General features: G+C 65.7%; 14 protein-coding genes. 9 read left to right on the top strand and 5 right to left on the bottom strand.

Going from position 1 to position 16706, the window contains the following annotated elements:
• Positions 1-26: 26 nt before the first annotated feature.
• A complete protein-coding gene (locus ACQP1G_RS27750; protein ID WP_433192498.1) occupies positions 27-962 on the bottom strand; it encodes a Ku protein in 936 nt (311 codons plus the stop codon).
• Positions 962-2065, bottom strand: coding sequence for a lycopene cyclase family protein (locus tag ACQP1G_RS27745; RefSeq protein ID WP_433192497.1), 1104 nt, complete (start codon positions 2063-2065; stop codon positions 962-964). The genes ACQP1G_RS27750 and ACQP1G_RS27745 overlap by 1 nt, the downstream gene beginning before the upstream one ends.
• Before the next feature lie 456 nt (positions 2066-2521).
• Between ACQP1G_RS27745 and ACQP1G_RS27740 the strand changes: the two genes are divergently transcribed.
• Genes ACQP1G_RS27740 through ACQP1G_RS27715 form a run of 6 tightly spaced genes read left to right on the top strand, consistent with a single transcriptional unit; the run spans position 2522 to position 10879 of the window.
• Positions 2522-3559, top strand: a complete 1038-nt coding sequence (locus ACQP1G_RS27740; RefSeq protein WP_433192496.1) for a 3-oxoacyl-ACP synthase III family protein — start codon at positions 2522-2524, stop codon at positions 3557-3559.
• Position 3560: 1 nt separating this feature from the next.
• Positions 3561-4469, top strand: coding sequence for a hypothetical protein (locus ACQP1G_RS27735; protein ID WP_433192495.1), 909 nt, complete (start codon positions 3561-3563; stop codon positions 4467-4469).
• Entirely contained in the window at positions 4466-6157 is a 1692-nt protein-coding gene (locus ACQP1G_RS27730) for a fatty acid CoA ligase family protein (protein ID WP_433192494.1), read from the top strand. Before ACQP1G_RS27735 ends, ACQP1G_RS27730 begins: the two co-directional genes overlap by 4 nt.
• The gene (locus ACQP1G_RS27725) at positions 6130-7182 is read left to right on the top strand and encodes an NAD-dependent epimerase/dehydratase family protein (protein WP_433192493.1); all 1053 of its coding nucleotides are present in this window, start codon (positions 6130-6132) and stop codon (positions 7180-7182) included. The genes ACQP1G_RS27730 and ACQP1G_RS27725 overlap by 28 nt, the downstream gene beginning before the upstream one ends.
• A 56-nt stretch (positions 7183-7238) precedes the next feature.
• Positions 7239-8657, top strand: a complete 1419-nt coding sequence (locus tag ACQP1G_RS27720; protein ID WP_433192492.1) for a cytochrome P450 — start codon at positions 7239-7241, stop codon at positions 8655-8657.
• Between the two features lie 20 nt (positions 8658-8677).
• Positions 8678-10879, top strand: a complete 2202-nt coding sequence (locus ACQP1G_RS27715) for an MMPL family transporter (protein WP_433192491.1) — start codon at positions 8678-8680, stop codon at positions 10877-10879.
• Positions 10880-11015: 136 nt separating this feature from the next.
• Here ACQP1G_RS27715 and ACQP1G_RS27710 read toward each other — a convergent pair whose 3' ends face one another.
• Positions 11016-11780 carry an SDR family oxidoreductase gene (locus ACQP1G_RS27710; RefSeq protein ID WP_433192490.1) on the bottom strand — a complete coding sequence of 255 codons (765 nt, stop codon included), beginning with the start codon at positions 11778-11780 and terminating at the stop codon, positions 11016-11018.
• A 161-nt stretch (positions 11781-11941) separates the two neighbouring features.
• Here ACQP1G_RS27710 and ACQP1G_RS27705 point away from each other — a divergent pair, with 161 nt between their 5' ends.
• From ACQP1G_RS27705 to ACQP1G_RS27695, 3 genes are all read left to right on the top strand, one after another.
• Positions 11942-12997 (top strand): phage tail tip lysozyme, encoded by a 1056-nt coding sequence (locus tag ACQP1G_RS27705; RefSeq protein WP_433192489.1) that lies wholly within the window; start codon positions 11942-11944, stop codon positions 12995-12997.
• A 149-nt stretch (positions 12998-13146) separates the two neighbouring features.
• Positions 13147-14778 (top strand): ABC-F family ATP-binding cassette domain-containing protein, encoded by a 1632-nt coding sequence (locus ACQP1G_RS27700; RefSeq protein WP_433192488.1) that lies wholly within the window; start codon positions 13147-13149, stop codon positions 14776-14778.
• A gap of 151 nt (positions 14779-14929) precedes the next feature.
• The gene (locus ACQP1G_RS27695) at positions 14930-15163 is read left to right on the top strand and encodes a helix-turn-helix domain-containing protein (RefSeq protein ID WP_433192487.1); all 234 of its coding nucleotides are present in this window, start codon (positions 14930-14932) and stop codon (positions 15161-15163) included.
• 65 nt (positions 15164-15228) lie between these two features.
• Here ACQP1G_RS27695 and ACQP1G_RS27690 read toward each other — a convergent pair whose 3' ends face one another.
• Both ACQP1G_RS27690 and ACQP1G_RS27685 read right to left on the bottom strand, forming a co-directional pair.
• Positions 15229-16191, bottom strand: coding sequence for a hypothetical protein (locus ACQP1G_RS27690; protein WP_433192486.1), 963 nt, complete (start codon positions 16189-16191; stop codon positions 15229-15231).
• 12 nt (positions 16192-16203) lie between these two features.
• On the bottom strand, positions 16204-16662 hold the full coding sequence (locus tag ACQP1G_RS27685) for a hypothetical protein (RefSeq protein WP_433192485.1): 459 nt from the start codon (positions 16660-16662) through the stop codon (positions 16204-16206).
• Positions 16663-16706 lie beyond the last annotated feature (44 nt).

Genomic DNA, 16706 nt, shown 5'->3' with positions numbered 1-16706 from the left:
TGCCAGGGGTGTGCGGGTAGCCGGGGTCACGCGCCCTTGCGGGCGGCGGCTTTCTTCGCGGTCTTCTTGGCTGGTTTGGCGGCGGTCTTCTTCGCCGCCGCCTTGGTTGCCTTCTTCGCCGGTGCCGCCTTGGCCTTGGGCTCGGCGGTCGCGCTGGCGGAGCTTTCCGCTGCCCGCCGCCCGCTGGCCTCCAGGCTGCGTTGCAATGCCGCCACCAGATCGACGACCTCGGCATCCATCTCGGCGGGCGCGGCCTCGGGCTGGCTGGCGATCTTTCCGGTGCCGCTGGCGATCGCCTCGTCGAGCACCTTCTTCAGCTCGATCTGGTATTCGTCGGTGTACTGGTCGGGATCGAAATCGTCGGACATGGTTTCGACCAGCGTCTCGGCCATCTTGATCTCCTGCGGCTTCGGCTCGGCGACGCCGTCGAGGGATTCGAAGTCGACCGCGCGTACCTCATCGGGCCACAGCAGCGTCTGCAATACCAGCACGCCGTCGCGCACGCGCAGCGCGGAGAGTCGGGTCTTCTGGCGGAGCGTGAAGTGCACCAGGGCGGTTCGGTCGATGCGCTCCAGTGTGGTCGCCAGCAGCACATAGGCCTTGGGGGTATTCGAATCGGGCTCCAGGTAGTAGCTCTTCTCGAACAGGATCGGGTCGATCTGGTCGGATGGCACGAACTGCAGCACGGGAATCTCGTGCTTCTCCGCCGCTGGCAGTTTGGCGAAGTCCTCGTCGGTCAGGATGACCTTGTCGCCTTCGGGGGATTCATAGGCCTTATCGATATCGGCAAACTGCACGGAGTTGCCGCAGACCGTGCAGACCCGGTCGTACTTGATCCGCCCGCCGTCCTTGGCATGCACCTGGTGGAACCGGATATCGTGATCCTCGGTGGCGGTGTACACCTTGACAGGGACGTTTACCAGCCCGAATGCGATCGAGCCCTTCCAGATAGCTCGTGCCATCACTCCATGATGGACGAACCCATTCGAATACGCGAGCGAATCGGAATCCCGAGTGTCGCGGCGGCGACACGCCGACGCAGGGGGGTGGGCAGGGCGGTGAAGAGGGTGCGCATGGCGGCGGCGGTGCCGCCGAGGTCGGCGCGGCCCGACAGGTATGCCCGTTGCAGCTGCGGCGGCATAGTGAAGAAGGCATCGAAGAAGACCGGTAGGTCGGCGGGCGGCAGTGCGAGCAGCGCCCGCAGACCGGCCGCCCGCAATGCATGTACTGCGCGCGCCCGCACCGGCCATGCCGTGGCTCCGAGCGCGACCGCCTCGGCGGCGGCGAACGCGGCGGTGACGCTGTAACCCGTTGCGGGATGAGTGAATGCGCCCGCCGCGCCGAACCTGGCCCGCCCCGGCCGACCGCCCTGCACCGGGAACCGCACGCGCTCGGTCGGTTCGGATCCGGTGAGTTCGATTCCGCGAGTACGCAACCGGTGCTGCAGCCGGTCGCGCAACAGCGTCGTGTCGAGGGCGGGACGTCCGGCGAGGCAGGTCTCCTCCAGGAGCATGGTCCGCGCACCCAACGGCACCGCATACAGAAACGACGGGGGCGCATCGGGTTCCGCGCCGTTGTCCGAGCGCCAGTCCATGAACAGCGGTTCGATCTCGGTATCCCGTTGGACGACAACGCCGTACGCGGTTTGCTCGGCCAGCCGGGGCGAGCGGGCAATTCCTCGTGCGTCGATAACACGATTCGCGGTATATATTGTGCCCGAAGCCAAAGTCACTGTGTTGTGCCGAATTTCGACAACGCGATCCGCCGATATCCGGGCGCCGTCGAGATTCAGCGAATCGCGCAGCCGCTCGGAATCGAAGACGGCATAGGTTCGGTCGAGTCGATGAATCCGGGTGCCCCAGGCTGTGGGGTGATCGATGACGGCGGCGACGACCGTCGGATCCAGCCACCGCGGCAACTCGTCGTACCACCCCGCGTACGTCGCTGACCAGCGTCGATCCGGTAGCGGATCGACTGCGGTGACCGACATTCCGTGCGCGAGGCAGCGGTGCGCGAGCGCCCGACCAGCGGGGCCGAGGCCGCAGACGATGATGTCGGCGGTCATCGCGCATCCGCTGCGGAATGCGGATGCTGGTGTGGCGCAGCGTGTTCGGCGGTGTGCAGGGCGGATCCCTCCGTTCGCGGATCGGTTCGTCGGCCGCGTCGAGCTTACTGCCGGGTGCTTCGGCCACCGTTGCGTGGTGATAGTTCACATATATCGACGGTGACATTCTTCATAATGCGATCATGATAGATCTGGATTTTCCAGCAACGATGTGACTCGCCAGTAGCTCGGCGCGGTCATCCGGCTGGTCACTTTGTGCTGTGCGTCGTATGCTCGGCGTTGTCGGATGGATTGCCCAGGGTCGGGCAATCCGGACGTGGTTGCCGAAATCAGCGTAGATTTCGTCGCTCGCTGTTCCCCAATCGTGTGGAACGGAATTCCTGCACTGTCTGCCCGAGGCCATTGTCGTGCCACGGGGAGTTCGTGCTGCCTGTCTCTGTCGAAAGGACCGCTACGGTGAATTCTTCCCGATTACGCGCCCTTGGAGCCGCCCTTCCGGCCGGCGAATACACCACCTCCGAAGTACTCGGTCGGATGACGAGCGGCGGTGAGTTCGACGTCGAGCGAATTACCGGCATCAATCACCGCTATATGGTGGATCGCACCGTCGAGGACACCCTGACCCTCGGTGTGAAGGCGGCGCGGGACGCGCTGGCCAAATCCGGTCTGGACGCCGCCGACCTGGATATCATCATCTGTGGTGGCACCACGGTGCACGACGGATTCCATATGGTCTTCGAACCGTCGGCGTCACAGGAGATCGCCCGGCGTATCGGCGCGGTCAATGCCTCCGGTTATGACGTGGCGAATGCCTGCGGCGGCACCATGACCGGAATCTATCTGCTCGACAACATGATTCGCGCCGGTGTCGTGCGCAATGGCATGGTCGTCACGCCCGAGGTGATCTCGCCGGTGACCGAGGGCGCGCTCGCCGAGGCGCTCGATGTGCGCGATCCACAGTTCGCCGCGCTCACCCTCGCGGACGCGGCGGTGGCGGTCATTCTGGACCCGGCGGTCGACGAAGACGATGTGCTGCACTACGTCGATCTGACGACCTGTGCCGAGTACTCGCCGTTGTGTATCGCAAAACCGAGCGACGCCAGCCAGAACATGATCATGTTGACCGACAATCTCACCATGCAGGCCGCGCCGCGCCGCGAAACCTGGGCGAAATTCCACCGCGATATTCTCGCCAAACGGGGCACCGTATTCGCCGACGAGAAGTTCGACTACATCGTGTTCCATCAGCTCGGCGTCGGCTTCACCGAGAAGCTCGCCGAATCCGGCAGCAAAATTCACGGCACGGAGATGCCGCCGCGCCTGGCGACTGTCGAGAAATACGGCAACACCGGGGCAAGCACGCATTTCCTGGTGCTGCACGACTACATTTCTCGTGGCGAGATCCCGAAGGGTGCGAAGATTTGTTTCGTACCGACGGCTTCGGGAATGGTCTTCGGCGTCTTGTCGGCAACTATCAGCGCATTGGTGGGATGAAATGACGTTCATAATTGGCCGGTCCGCCATCAGTGCCGACCCCACCCTCGGTTCCATCGATCACGCTGTGCGGGCGGCCGGGGAGTGCCTCTCGGGGGCGGGTGTAGCGCCGAACGATATCGACGTGCTGATCAATGTGGGCGTCTACCGGGACAGCAATATCGTCGAGCCGTCGAATGCGGCGCTGATCCAGCAGGAACTGGGGATGCACCTGGACTACCAGGTCGGCTCCTCGCGGGCGGGCTTCTCACTCGATCTGCGCAACGGGTCCTGCGGCGTGCTCAACGCATTGCAGGCGGCGGGGGCCTTGCTGGAGAACGGCACCGTCGAGCGGGTGCTGATCGTCGCCAGTGACGCCCATCCGGGTGGAGTGGGGCACGCACCGGCCGACTTCCGCTATGCCGCGGTCGGCGCGGCGCTGCTGGTGACCAAGGGCATCGACGAGGGGACCGGTTTCGATCGCGTGCACATCCCGGCGCCGCTGCCGCGCGCGGTCGGCACCCATCCGGGTGTCGCCGGATACCTCGATCTCGAGGCGATGGGCAACGACGGACAGCGTTCGATCACCGTCGATGTCGCCGATGATTACGCCGAATTGGTCACCGGCGCGGCCTTTGCCGCGATCCGCCCCTACCTCGCGGAGCGGCCGCAGGCGCAGCGCGTGCTGGTCACCAACAACCCCGTGCCCGACTTCGCGGTCACCCTGGCGGGCGAATTCGGTTTCGGCCGAACACATCAGGCCGCGACCGGCGATCTGGACGCGGGCAGTTCGGGTCTGATCATCGGCTACCACCAGCTGCTGGAAAGCGGTGCGCTGTCGGCCGGTGACGAATTGTTGTTGGTGGCCGCGGGATCCGGTCCGATCGCCGGATGCGTGAGCTACACGGTCCCTGCCGGCGGTGCCGGGTGAGCCGAGAGCTGGCTGACCTGAGCGAGCTGCTGGATGATCAGATCCGGCAGCGCGCCGACTCGGCCGCCATCAGCTATCCGACCATCGCCCATCCCGAGCGCGCCGAGCGCGCGGCGGATCTCGGGTTCGCGGTGCTCACCTTCGCCGAACTCGGCGAGCGGGTCGCCGCCTATGCGGCGGCGTTCGAACGGATCGGGATCACCAAGGGCGTCAAGACCATTGTCATGGTCAAGCCGGATCCCGATCTGTTCGCGGTGATCTTCGCGCTGTTCCGGGTCGGCGCGGTGCCCGTGGTGGTGGATCCGGGTATGGGGGTGCGCCGCATGCTGCACTGCTTCCGCAGTGTCGGTGCGGAGGCGTTCATCGGCATCCCGCTGGCGCATCTGGTACGGCTCGCGGCACGGCGGACCTTCCGTTCGGTACGTCTGCATGTGACCGCCGGACGGTCGTATTGGGGCGGGCACACGCTGCTCGCCATGCGGCAGACGCCGGGTGCGGTCGCACCCGAGATCGCCCATGCGCCCGAGGATCTGCTGATGATCGCCTTCACCACCGGTAGTACCGGACCGGCGAAGGGCGTCGAGTTCACCAGAGCCGGATTCGCCGCCTCACTGCGGGTGATCGAGCGGTTGCACGGTCGCCCAACGGGTTTCGTCTCGCTGACCTCGGTACCGCTGTTCGGCATCTTCGATCTGCTGCAGGGCGCGCATGTGGTGCTCGGGCCGGTAGACCCGGTGCGGGTGTCGAAGGCGGATCCGGCGTTGCTCGCCGATGTAGTGCGGTCCTTCGATGCCACCGATGTCACCGCATCGCCGGCATTGCTGGGTCCGCTCGGCGAATATCTGATGCGGACCGGTACCGAACTGCCGAGCCTGGTCCGGGTCATCTCGATGGGCGCGCCCGCGAATCTGGATGCGCTGGCGAGTGTTCGGGCCGCCCTCGGCGAGACGGCGCACGTCTTCACCACCTACGGCGCGACCGAGGCGCTGCCGCTGACCACCCTCGAATGGTCCGAACTCGACGAGACTCGTAAGCAGACCGCCGAAGGAGCGGGCACCTGTGTCGGGCGGCCGATCGCGGAATCCGAGAGTGATACCCGGGTTCGGATCATCGCCATCTCCGACGACGAAATCCCCGCCTGGCATGACGATCTGGTGCTGGCGCAAGGCCAGATCGGCGAAATCGTCGCCACCGGCGCGCACGTCAGCACCGCATATCACCGCAATCCGGCCGCGGACGCCCGCAACAAGATCGACGAGATCCGCCCGGACGGCACCGTGCACCGCTGGCACCGCGTCGGAGATCTCGCCTGGCAGGACGAATCCGGACGGTTGTGGTTCTGCGGCCGCTCGGCCCAGCGGGTTCGCACCGCGGCCGGTGACCTGTTCACCGTCCAGTGCGAGCAGATCTTCAACACCCATCCGGATGTGCACCGCACCGCGCTGGTCGGAGTGGGTGAGCCGGGTGCGCAGATCCCGGTGCTGTGCTTCGAATTGCGCTCCGGCGTCGCGGAATCCGAGATCGCACGGGTGCAGCGGGAGCTGTGGTCCATCGCGCGTGAACGCGAATTCACCAGGCCCATCAGGGTATTCCGCGCCCATCCCGGGTTCCCGGTCGACATCCGGCACAACGCCAAGATCGGGCGCGAGGAATTGGCCGAATGGGCCGGAAAGGGTATGACGCCATGAAGGCATTGGTCACCGGGGCAACCGGATTCCTCGGCAGCCATATCGTCGACGCCGCGGTAGCCGCGGGCGATGAGGTGCGCGCCATCGTGCGGCCGTCGAGTGATCTCGGGTACCTGTCGACGGTGCCCGAACTCGAAACGGTGGCAGGCGATCTCGGCGACTACGAATCGTTGATCACGGCCTGCAAGGACGTCGATGTGGTCTATCACAGCGCCGGGCTGGTCGCCGAGGTCGGCAGCCGTGCCCAGTTCTGGGAGGCCAATGTCGAAGGCACCCGGCGGCTGATGCGGGCCGCGCGGGAGGCCGGAGTCGGCCGGTTCGTCTTCGTCAGCAGCCCCTCGGTCGCGACCTCCTATGACACCGATCGCTTCGGTATCGACGAGTCCGAGCCGTATGTGACCGATCCGAAGAGCCTGTACGTGGCGACCAAGGCCGCCGCCGAACAGCTCGTCCTGGCCTCGAACACCCCTGATTTCGTGACCTGTGCGCTGCGGCCGCGCATGATCTGGGGGCCGCGCTCCTCGGGCTGGATGACGCTGCTGCTGCGAAAGCTGAAGTCCGGCAGGCTGCCCGACCTTTCCGGCGGCAAGAACGTCCTGGTGTCGATCACCTATTGCGAACATGCCGCCCAGGCCTGCCTGCAGGCGGCGCGCTCGGATCAGGTCGCGGGCAATGCCTACTTCCTCGCCGATCCCGAGGATGTCGACCTGTGGAAGTTCGTCAAGGACCTCGCCGTCGCCCTGGATCTGACGCCGCCGACCCGCACCATTCCGAAACCGATATTCGACGCCGCCATCGCGGTTTTCGACACCATCTGGCGGGTGCCAGCGATCAAGGAACGCTACGCGCCGCCGCTGTCGAGTTGGACCACCGCGGCACTGACCGTTTCCAACACCTACGACACCAATGCCGCCGCACGGGATTTCGGCTACGCGCCCACGGTATCGCTGGCCGACGGGCTGGCCGCCTATGTCGACTGGGTCGGACAGGTCGGCGGTGTCGATGCCGTGATCGCCCGCGGATGACCGATGGTCGCCGCCCCGCACTGGAGCGAAAGTCGATCCACGCCTAGGAGACTCGCATGATGACCACCCGGCTGACCAGCCACCCGACCGGCATCGCCGAGGTGCCGACCGCACCGGGCGCCCTACCCCTCATCGGACATTCGCACCGGCTGGCCCGCAGGCCCTACCGCTTCCTGCAGACACTGTCGCGGCTCGGCCCAGTGGTGCGGGTGAAGATTCCGGGTTATGACACCTACGTCGTCACCGAACCGGATTTGATCCGGGAGGCCTTCGTCGGCCTCTCCGATCAGGGTTCGATGATCGATCGGGCTGAGGCTCTGCTCGGCGCTGGCGTCACGGTGCTGTCCGGCCCGCAGCACAAGCGGGAACGCCGAATGATCGCTCCGGCCTTCGCGCGCGGCCGCATCGCGCAGTACGCCACCGTGATGACGCGTCTCGGCGCGGAGCAGGCCGAGGCCTGGCGCGACGGCCAAATGGTCGTCGTCAATGCGGAGATGCACGACCTCGCGTTGCGCACCGTCGCGGGGGCGCTGTTCTCCGGGGATCTCGGCGCGGAGACCGGTGCGGAAATCCACGAGATGCTGACGCCGGTCATGACGCTGCTCGCCCGCCGCGTCACCCGCCCGGCCTGGATCGACACGTTGCCGCTGCCGAGCAACCGCCGCTTCGAAGGTCTTGTCGCGGGGATGAAGTCGGCCACCAGCAAGATCATCGCGGCATACCGCGCCGACCTCGCCGTCGATCCGACGCTGGATCACGGTGACCTGCTCGACACCCTGATCAAGGCCCGCGACGAGGACGGTGTCGCGCTCACCGACGCCCAGGTACACGACGAGCTGATCAACTTCCTGGTCGGCGGCACCGAAGCCACCGGTATGACGCTGTCCTGGGTCTTCCACGAGCTTGGCAGAAATCCCGAGCTGGAGGCGGCTTTCCACGCGGAGATCGATGCCGTGCTCGGCGGTCGCCCTGCCGAATTCGCCGATCTGGGCCAGCTCGATCTGACCAAGCGCATCGTCATGGAGACGCTGCGCGTGTACTCGCCATGGCTGACCGTGCGCGATGTGCCAGCGAACTATGAACTCGGCGGCAAGGCGCTACCGAAGGGGTCCATGCTGCTGGTGTGTCCCGTCGCGGTGCACCGGGATCCGGCGGTCTTCCCGGATCCGGATAAGTTCGACCCGGACCGCTGGCTGCCTGCGGCGATGGAGGCCCGGCCCAAGGGCGCCTACCTGCCCTTCGGCATGGGCACCCGCCAGTGTCCGGGAAACGTGTTCTCGCTCACCGAGGTTGCGCTGCAGGTTGCTACGATCGGCGGGCGCTGGCGGCTGCGCCCGATGCCCGGTATCGCGGTGCAAGAGACGGTGATCGGCGCCCTGGTACACCCGAAGTATCTGCCGATGCGGGTGGTGGCCAGGCAGGTGGTAGCCGGGCACGTCGCGGATTCGTCAGGGAGCGAACGCGGCGCGGCTTAACGAGTGATGAGGGTGTGGCGGTGTTCGAACTGACCAAGCGGCGCAGTAGGTGGATTCTCGGCGTATTCGTCGTGCTCGCGCTGGCGATGGGGATGCTCAGCTCGACGTTATTCGACAAGGTTCAAGGCGGTGGCTACAGCGATCCCGGCGGTGAATCCAGCCGGGCCACCGAGATTTTGCGCGATACGTTCGGTCAGGCGCCACCGAACTTCGTCCTGCTGGTGCACAGCGACACTTCCGTCGACGAGCCGGAATCGGCCACCGCCGCGGTCAAATTGGCGTTGAAGCTGAAGGACGAACCGGGCGTCGCGGGTGTCATGTCCTACTGGATGGACAAGTCGCCCGCCCTGCGCGGCAACGACGGCAAATCGGGGCTGATCGTCGCCAGCATCCTCGGCGAGGAGGGCGAGGTCGACCAGAAGGTCGGCGGGCTCGTGGATCGCTACGGCGGTGCGCACGGTCCGGTCGAGGTGCGCGTCGGCGGCTACGCGATGTTGTTGCACGAGACCGTGAAACAGAGCGAGAAGGACGCCGTCCTCGGCGAATCCATCGCCTTCCCGATCACCCTGCTGGCACTGCTGTTCGTCTTCGGCGGTTTGGTGGCAGCCAGCCTGCCGCTGGTCGTGGCGGCGGTGACCGTGATGATCACCATGGGCGCGCTCTGGCTCATCACACTGGTCACCGATCTCGCTGCGACCGCGACCAATGTCGCCACGCTGCTCGGCCTCGGCTTGGCGATCGATTACAGCCTGCTGATCATCAGCCGTTACCGCGACGAACTGGCCGCCGGTGCACAGACCGGACCGGCGGTCGCCGCGACCATGCGGTCGGCCGGACGCACCGTCGCCTTCTCGGCCGTCACCGTCGCGGTCGCGCTGTCGGGTCTGCTGTTCTTCCCGCTGTTGGCCGTACGTTCGATGGGTTACGCGGGTCTGGCGGTCGCGGCGATCGCCGCGACGGTCTCGTTGACGGTGCTGCCCGCTATCCTGCTGCTGCTCGGCAGCCGCATCGATCGCGGCCAGCTCGGCTGGTTCTTCCGACCGCAGCGGCCCGCACCGGGCGAGGGTTTCTGGCATCGGCTCGCGGTTTTCGTGATGCGCAAGCCGATGCCCATCGGACTGGCGGTCGCGGCCTTCCTCCTGCTGCTCGGAACCCCGTTCCTCGGGGTGAAACTCGGCTTCCCGGATCAGCGGGCACTGCCGGAGTCGATGAACAACCGGCAGGTCACCGAGATCATCCAGCGCGATTTCACGGCGACCGACACCAATGGACTGTTCGTCGTATTGCCCGACGGCAAGTCCGGCTTGGATGCCTACGCGCGCAAACTCTCCGAGGTCGACAATGTCCGCCGCGTCGATGCCGCCACCGGTAGCTACGAGCACGGCGGGCAGCTCGTCCCGGGCATGGCGCAGCACGCGCATTTCGAGACCAAGGACGCCGCATACCTTGCGGTGACGCCGGATACCAGCGATCCGGGCCTGCTGGACCGGGTGGCGAAGGATCTGCGCGCGGTGCCGGCACCGTCGCAGCGCTTGGTCGGCGGTATCGCGGCCGCGAGCGCCGATTCACTCGACGCGGTGACCTCGGCGCTCCCAATTGCCCTGGCCTACGTCGTGATTATCATGCTGATCGTGCTGTTCCTGCTGACCGGCAGTGTGGTGCTGCCGCTGGTGGCGATCGTGCTCAGCGCACTCAGCCTCACCGCGACCTTCGGCGCGCTGGTCTGGATCTTCCAGGACGGACACCTGTCCGGCCTGCTCGATTTCACCGTGACCGGCGATCTGCCGCCGACCGTTCCGGTCATGCTCTTCGGTGTCGCCTTCGGGTTGGCCATGGACTACCAGGTGTTCCTGCTGTCCCGGATCCTCGAAGAGTACGAACGCACCGGCAAGAACGAATCCGCGGTCGCGCACGGACTGGAGAAGATCGGCCGGATCGTCACCGCCGCCGCGGTCCTGATCTCCTTGGTGTTCTTGGGATTCCTGGCCTCCGACATCACCTTCATGAAGTCCTTCGGCATCGGCCTGCCCCTGGCCGTACTGGTCGACGCGACCCTGGTCCGCGGTTTCCTGCTGCCCGCGGTCATGAAACTGCTCGGCGACTGGAACTGGTGGGCGCCCGGCCCGCTCGAAAAGCTCCATGAGCGTTTCGGATTCGACGAGGGATCGTCCGCGCCGTCCCTGCCCGATCCGGACAATCTGCGCCAGCCCGCGCGGGTGTAGATCAACGACGCTGATCGTTTCGAGCGACCCCGCAAGCGGTCGCCAGTGGTGGCCGTGCGGGATTCACCGCACGGCCACCATTGTTGTCGCGACGTCGGGTATTCCGCCGTTGATCAGCGGATTGCCTCGGGGCGTCTCAAATTCCGCCGGTCGACAGCAAGCCGCCGTCGACGCGAATCGTCTCGCCGGTGATCCACTTGGCCTCGTCGGAGACCAGGAATCCGATCAGCTGCGCCACATCCTCCGGTGCGCCGAGGCGCTTCATCGGATACACGCTCGCGGCCCGCTCCTCATCGGCCGAATACAGCGCATCGGCGAACTTCGTCTTGATCACGCCGGGCGCCACCGCGTTGACCCGGATATTCGGGCCCAACTGCCAGGCCAGTTCGTCGGTGAGCCGGATCAGCGCGGCTTTGGACGCGCCGTACGCCGCGATCACACCGGTCGAACGCAGGCCGGCCACACTGGCCACATTCACCACCGCGCCGCCGTGATCACGCATCCACGCCTTGTACGCCTCCTGCACATAGCCGAGGGCGGCGACGACATTGACATCGAAGATCTTGCGCACCGCCTCCAGATCGGCATCCATGAGCGAGCCGTAGACCGGATTGATGCCGGTGTTGTTGATCAGGATGTCCAGCGAACCGAACTCCGAGACCACCCGGCTCACCGCCGCGGCCCGGCTGTCCGCATCACCCGAATTGCCCGCCAGCGCGCTGACCTCGCCCTGGTGGCCGAGCGCCCGCAGCTCCGCGGCCGCCTCCTCGAGCGGCTCCGGCTTACGCGCGGTGATCAGCACATTGGCGCCACGGCGCAGCAGTTCCGCCGCGACGGCCTTGCCGATGCCACGGCTGGCTCCGGAAACAAGTGCGCTCTTGCCCAACAGATCGGTCGTCATGTGATGGCACGCTACCGCTGTTGAAATCCGTCGAGTGGACCCGGTCGGGTTTGCGCGATCTCGACCGAGAACCCCTGTTCCCACCGGCGGGAACCCGATGGTCAGAGCATGGCTCCTAGCTGCGATTAAGCTGCCGAATAGGTATCGGCGGAAGGTGAGATATGGCTGTCGACACATCGCTGCCGTCACGCCCGGATGCACCCATCCTCAACGCCTACGTCCGCCATATAGAGGCGGTGCTGGCGAAGTTGGTGAAGCCGGTAGGCGACGGTTCGGCGAAGTCGATTACGGTCGAGGGTCTGGATGGCCTCGGGGAGTCGCAGCTGAAGGAAGGCGATCTCGTCTCGAAGTACCACGCCAAGCAGAGCGAGGCCACGCGGTACCGGACCGATTTGAACTCGCTGGACAGCAGTATCGCCGACATCGCATCGAAGTCGGCCGATGTGTCCAACACAGTGACCACCGAGGTCGAGAATCTGGTTCGCGCCATCAAGGACATTCTGGCCAAGGATGTGCCGCAGAACCCCAGCATCGAGTTGCAGCTGAACGTCATCGACAGCATCGACAAGGCCGTCGACAAAACGGCGCAAACGGTGTCGGACGCGTACAACGCATTGGACGAACACGCCGGAAAAATCACCGACCCGGAATCCGACCACAGCGGAAGTGCCCCGAATTCGATCGGTAGCGGCAACAGTTTTCCCGCCTATACCGGCAACGGTGGAAACCGTCGCAACAGCACCGGACCGACAGGTCTCGGCAATTCCGCCAATGCCGAACCCATCAGCGGAGGTCAGAAGGCGAAGGCCAGCGAGATCTATAAGTACCTCCTCAGTAAGGGCTTCACACCGGAGCAAGCAGCAGGCATCTTGGGCAATATGCAGGTCGAATCGGGCTTCGATACCGGTGCTTACAACCCCAATGAAGGGGCCATCGGCCTCTGCCAGTGGGAAGGCGGTCGGCGTGCGAATCTCGAGGCATTCGCCGCTGCCCAGGGCAAGTCGGTCACCGACTGGCATGTCCAAGTCGATTTCATGATGCACGAGCTGCAGGGCGGTGAATCGAACGCGTACGGACACCTGAAGTCCGCGAACTCGGCCGGTGCCGCGGCGGCGGCCTTCGATCAGTACTACGAACGAAGCTCCGGCGAGGCTCGCGGCCAGCGCGTCGCGAATGCGACCAGCATCGCGTCATCCATGAGCAGCATGGCGCTCTAGCGCCGATCCGCGGAGTTAGTGCGGTCACACCTGGATCGGGGGTGTCGGAAGGCACCCCTGGGGCCAGGTAAAATCGGTGGTTCTTGTGTGTGTTCACGTCGCACAATCGAGCAGCAACCGACTAGCACCTGATCAGCGAGGAGAAGCCTGTGATCACCGCGACGGACCTGGAGGTCCGGGCCGGAGTCCGCACCCTGCTGTCGGCCCCGGGGCCGGCACTGCGGGTGCAGGCCGGAGACCGGATCGGACTGGTCGGGCGCAATGGCGCGGGCAAGACCACCACACTGCGCATCCTGGCGGGGGAGGGCGAGCCCTACGCCGGAAAGATCTTGCGCTCCACTGATATCGGCTATCTCCCACAGGATCCGCGTGAGGGCAACCTGGACGTGCTCGCCCGCGATCGCGTGCTCTCCGCGCGCGGTTTGGACACCTTGCTGCGCGATATGGAGAAGCAGCAGGCGCTGATGGCCGAGGTGGCCGATGACGCCGAACGCGACAAGGCGGTGCGTAAGTACGGTCGCCTCGAAGAGCGCTTCTCGGCGCTGGGCGGCTATGTCGCGGAGAGCGAGGCGGCCCGCATCTGCAACAGTCTCGGTCTGCCCGATCGGGTGCTGGGCCAGGCGTTGCGCACCCTCTCCGGTGGTCAGCGTCGCCGAATCGAGTTGGCGCGCATCCTGTTCGCCGCCTCCGACGGCAGCGGCGGGCGTTCGGACACCATCCTGCTGCTCGACGAGCCGACCAACCACCTCGACGCCGACTCCATCACCTGGTTGCGCGGCTTCCTGCAGAACCACGACGGCGGTCTGATCGTGATCAGCCACGATGTCGAACTGCTCGGGGATGTGGTGAACAAGGTCTGGTTCCTGGACGCGGTGCGCGGTGAGGCCGATGTCTACAACATGGGCTGGCAGAAGTATCTGGACGCCCGCGCCACCGATGAACAGCGCCGCCGCCGGGAACGCGCCAATGCCGAGAAGAAGGCCAGCGCACTGCGCGCCCAGGCCGCCAAACTCGGCGCCAAGGCCACAAAAGCCACCGCGGCACAGAATATGGCCAAGCGCGCGGACCGTTTGATGGCCGAACTGGACGAGGTGCGGGTGGCCGACAAGGTCGCACGGATCAAATTCCCCGAACCCGCCGCCTGCGGTAAGACGCCGCTGATGGCGGAGAACTTGACCAAGGTCTACGGCTCGCTGGAGATCTTCACCGGCGTCGATCTGGCCATCGACCGTGGCAGTCGCGTCGTGGTGCTCGGCCTCAACGGCGCGGGCAAGACCACGCTGTTGCGCCTGCTGGCCGGGGTGGAGACGCCGACGGCAGGTGGCCTCGTCCCCGGGCACGGGCTCAAGATCGGCTACTTCGCCCAGGAGCACGACACCCTCGACGACCAGGCCACGGTGTGGGAGAACATCCGCTACGCGGCACCGGATGCGGGGGAACAGGAGCTGCGCGGCCTGCTCGGCGCGTTCATGTTCTCCGGACCGCAGCTGGAACAGCCCGCGGGCACCCTCTCCGGCGGTGAGAAGACCCGTCTCGCGCTGGCGGGTCTGGTCTCCTCGGCCGCCAATGTGCTGCTGCTCGACGAGCCGACCAATAACCTCGACCCGATCTCGCGTGAACAGGTCCTCGACGCGTTGCGCACCTACGCGGGCGCCGTCGTGCTGGTCACCCACGATCCGGGCGCGGCCGAGGCGCTGTCCCCGGAACGGGTGATCTTGCTGCCCGACGGCCAGGAAGATCACTGGTCAGCGGAGTATTTGGAGCTGATTCAGCTGGCCTGATCGGGGCGATCTCAACGGAGTTCCGTTGTGGGCGGTAGGTTTTCACTTCCTCTGATCGGATATTCGGTGATATTCATCACAAATACCCGTTGATCACAGCTTGCTGAGTGTCTAGCCTGGAATCACGCGGCTCGGCGACTCGGAGGAAGCCATGAGCGACAGGCCCACACAAGTCAAGGCCCCACTGGGTAGGGGCACACGCGTCACGGGGAAATCGCGAGACCGTTTGCAAACCCAGCTGAAGAAGCAGTACGAGGCGGGTGCCAGCATTCGATCGCTGGCTCGGTCGACCGGCCGCTCCTACGGTTTCATCCACAACGTTCTGGTGGAGTCGCACGTGCAGCTCCGCAGCCGCGGCGGTGCGAACCGCCGCAAGGGCCAGTAGCGTTTCGGATCTGAATCCCGATGTCGGCGAGTGGATTTCGCCGACACCGGGCACAGTCGAGCGCGCTAGTAGCCCGGCACCGCGCCGTCGCCGTTGACCAGCAGGTTGGCGAGGCTGCGGAACATCGGCAGGCCCGTCTTGATCTCCAGATATGCGAACTGGCCCTGTGGGTTGACCTCGAGGAAGTAGTACTCGCCGTCGAGGCCGAGGCGTAGATCGAGCACGCCGAAGCTCAGGCCCAGTGCCCCCATGAGCGTGGCGAGCGACTTGCTGACCGACGCGGGCAGATGTTCGGGAGCGAACTCGACGGTGGTATCCAGCCGTGAGTCGACCCGGCCGACGCCGGATTGCGAGTCGATGCGGACCGTCCATTCGACGCCGTCCATCCACACCACGCGCAGATCGCATGTGGCATCGATATAGTCCTGGAAGGTGGTCGGCGCGGACCGGATGCCCGCGAGTCGGCCGAAATCGGCCCTGGTGATGATTCTGGTCTCGGCGAATTCGGCGCGCCCGGTGCCGGTGCGCTTGTAAACGACCGCCCCCGAACGTGATTCGACGAAGCTGCGTGCCTCGTCCGGATCGTTGGTGATCAGCGTCTCCGGGACCGCGAATCCCGCGCGCCGCGCGGTCTCCAACTGCACGATCTTACGGCTCGCAGTCCGATCGGCGCCGGGATCGTTGACCCAGTACGCGGGTATCGACCACAGCATCCCCTGGATGAAGCCGTCGCATTCGGCTTGGCGGTAGGCGTCATCGGAGGCGCGCACGCCGCCGGGAACCTGTGCCGGATGCGGTCTTCGCCACCAGACCGACTGGACGTCGTCGAGTCCGATCACATGCGAGAGCGACCGTGCCGTGCCGTGTCGATCGAGCCGGAAACTTCCGGATTCGCGCGGAAAGTCGCGCAGGTCGAGGTGAATCGGGCTGAGCCCGTGGTGTTCTCGCAACGTCGCCGCCATCGCGGTGCCGTGCAGATCATCGGATTCGGAGACGATGAGGACCGAACCTGTCCGGCGCGCCGCCATACGCAGTCCCGCTCAGTCGAGACTGTCGCAGTTTATGCCGTCGTCGCTGGTCGCGAGCGATTTGGTTTGGCAGTAGGTGAAGGTCGCTCCGCTGGTGCCGGGGTAGTCGACGAGCTGGAGGCTGTCGGCCCACGATGCGGTGAGTTGTTGCAGCGCTTCATCTCCCAGCGCGGCGGAGGGTTCGGTGGCCAATGTCATCGGCCGGTCGACGAGGTCGATGCGCAGGCGCCGGGTGAAGTCGGCGGTGGCGCCGGGACGGATATCCATCAGCACCGGGCGGCCGTCGCGCTCGGTGGCCGCACCATCGTTCCAGTCCACTACTCGAAGTACGTCATCTCGGCGAAAGGTCCACGTACCTTCGTTCACTCTGACCGTGAAATCGCGTTCCGACTCGGCCACCAACAGACCCTGCAACGCGGGGACGCGGTCACCCGTCGGCGCGATACCGGGGAGGTGGATTGCGTCGGTCATTGTTAACGCTCCGATCTGCTAACGATTTGCCAGGACCCCCGAGC

Origin of the sequence: Nocardia sp. CA-107356 (assembly GCF_050946365.1) — a bacterium.
Lineage (GTDB): Bacteria > Actinomycetota > Actinomycetes > Mycobacteriales > Mycobacteriaceae > Nocardia.
Note: the sequence above shows the minus strand (reverse complement) of the source record. Positions and strands in the feature narration are given on the sequence as shown.

Excerpts from the sequence above, each read along its gene's own strand:
- ACQP1G_RS27710 (WP_433192490.1), bottom strand. The coding sequence starts at position 11,780 with ATGACGACCGATCTGTTGGGCAAGAGCGCACTTGTTTCCGGAGCCAGC.
- ACQP1G_RS27695 (WP_433192487.1), top strand. The coding sequence starts at position 14,930 with ATGAGCGACAGGCCCACACAAGTCAAGGCCCCACTGGGTAGGGGCACA.
- ACQP1G_RS27745 (WP_433192497.1), bottom strand. The coding sequence starts at position 2,065 with ATGACCGCCGACATCATCGTCTGCGGCCTCGGCCCCGCTGGTCGGGCG.
- ACQP1G_RS27705 (WP_433192489.1), top strand. The coding sequence starts at position 11,942 with ATGGCTGTCGACACATCGCTGCCGTCACGCCCGGATGCACCCATCCTC.
- ACQP1G_RS27720 (WP_433192492.1), top strand. The coding sequence starts at position 7,239 with ATGATGACCACCCGGCTGACCAGCCACCCGACCGGCATCGCCGAGGTG.
- ACQP1G_RS27725 (WP_433192493.1), top strand. The coding sequence starts at position 6,130 with ATGGGCCGGAAAGGGTATGACGCCATGAAGGCATTGGTCACCGGGGCA.
- ACQP1G_RS27750 (WP_433192498.1), bottom strand. The coding sequence starts at position 962 with ATGGCACGAGCTATCTGGAAGGGCTCGATCGCATTCGGGCTGGTAAAC.
- ACQP1G_RS27690 (WP_433192486.1), bottom strand. The coding sequence starts at position 16,191 with ATGGCGGCGCGCCGGACAGGTTCGGTCCTCATCGTCTCCGAATCCGAT.
- ACQP1G_RS27735 (WP_433192495.1), top strand. The coding sequence starts at position 3,561 with ATGACGTTCATAATTGGCCGGTCCGCCATCAGTGCCGACCCCACCCTC.
- ACQP1G_RS27685 (WP_433192485.1), bottom strand. The coding sequence starts at position 16,662 with ATGACCGACGCAATCCACCTCCCCGGTATCGCGCCGACGGGTGACCGC.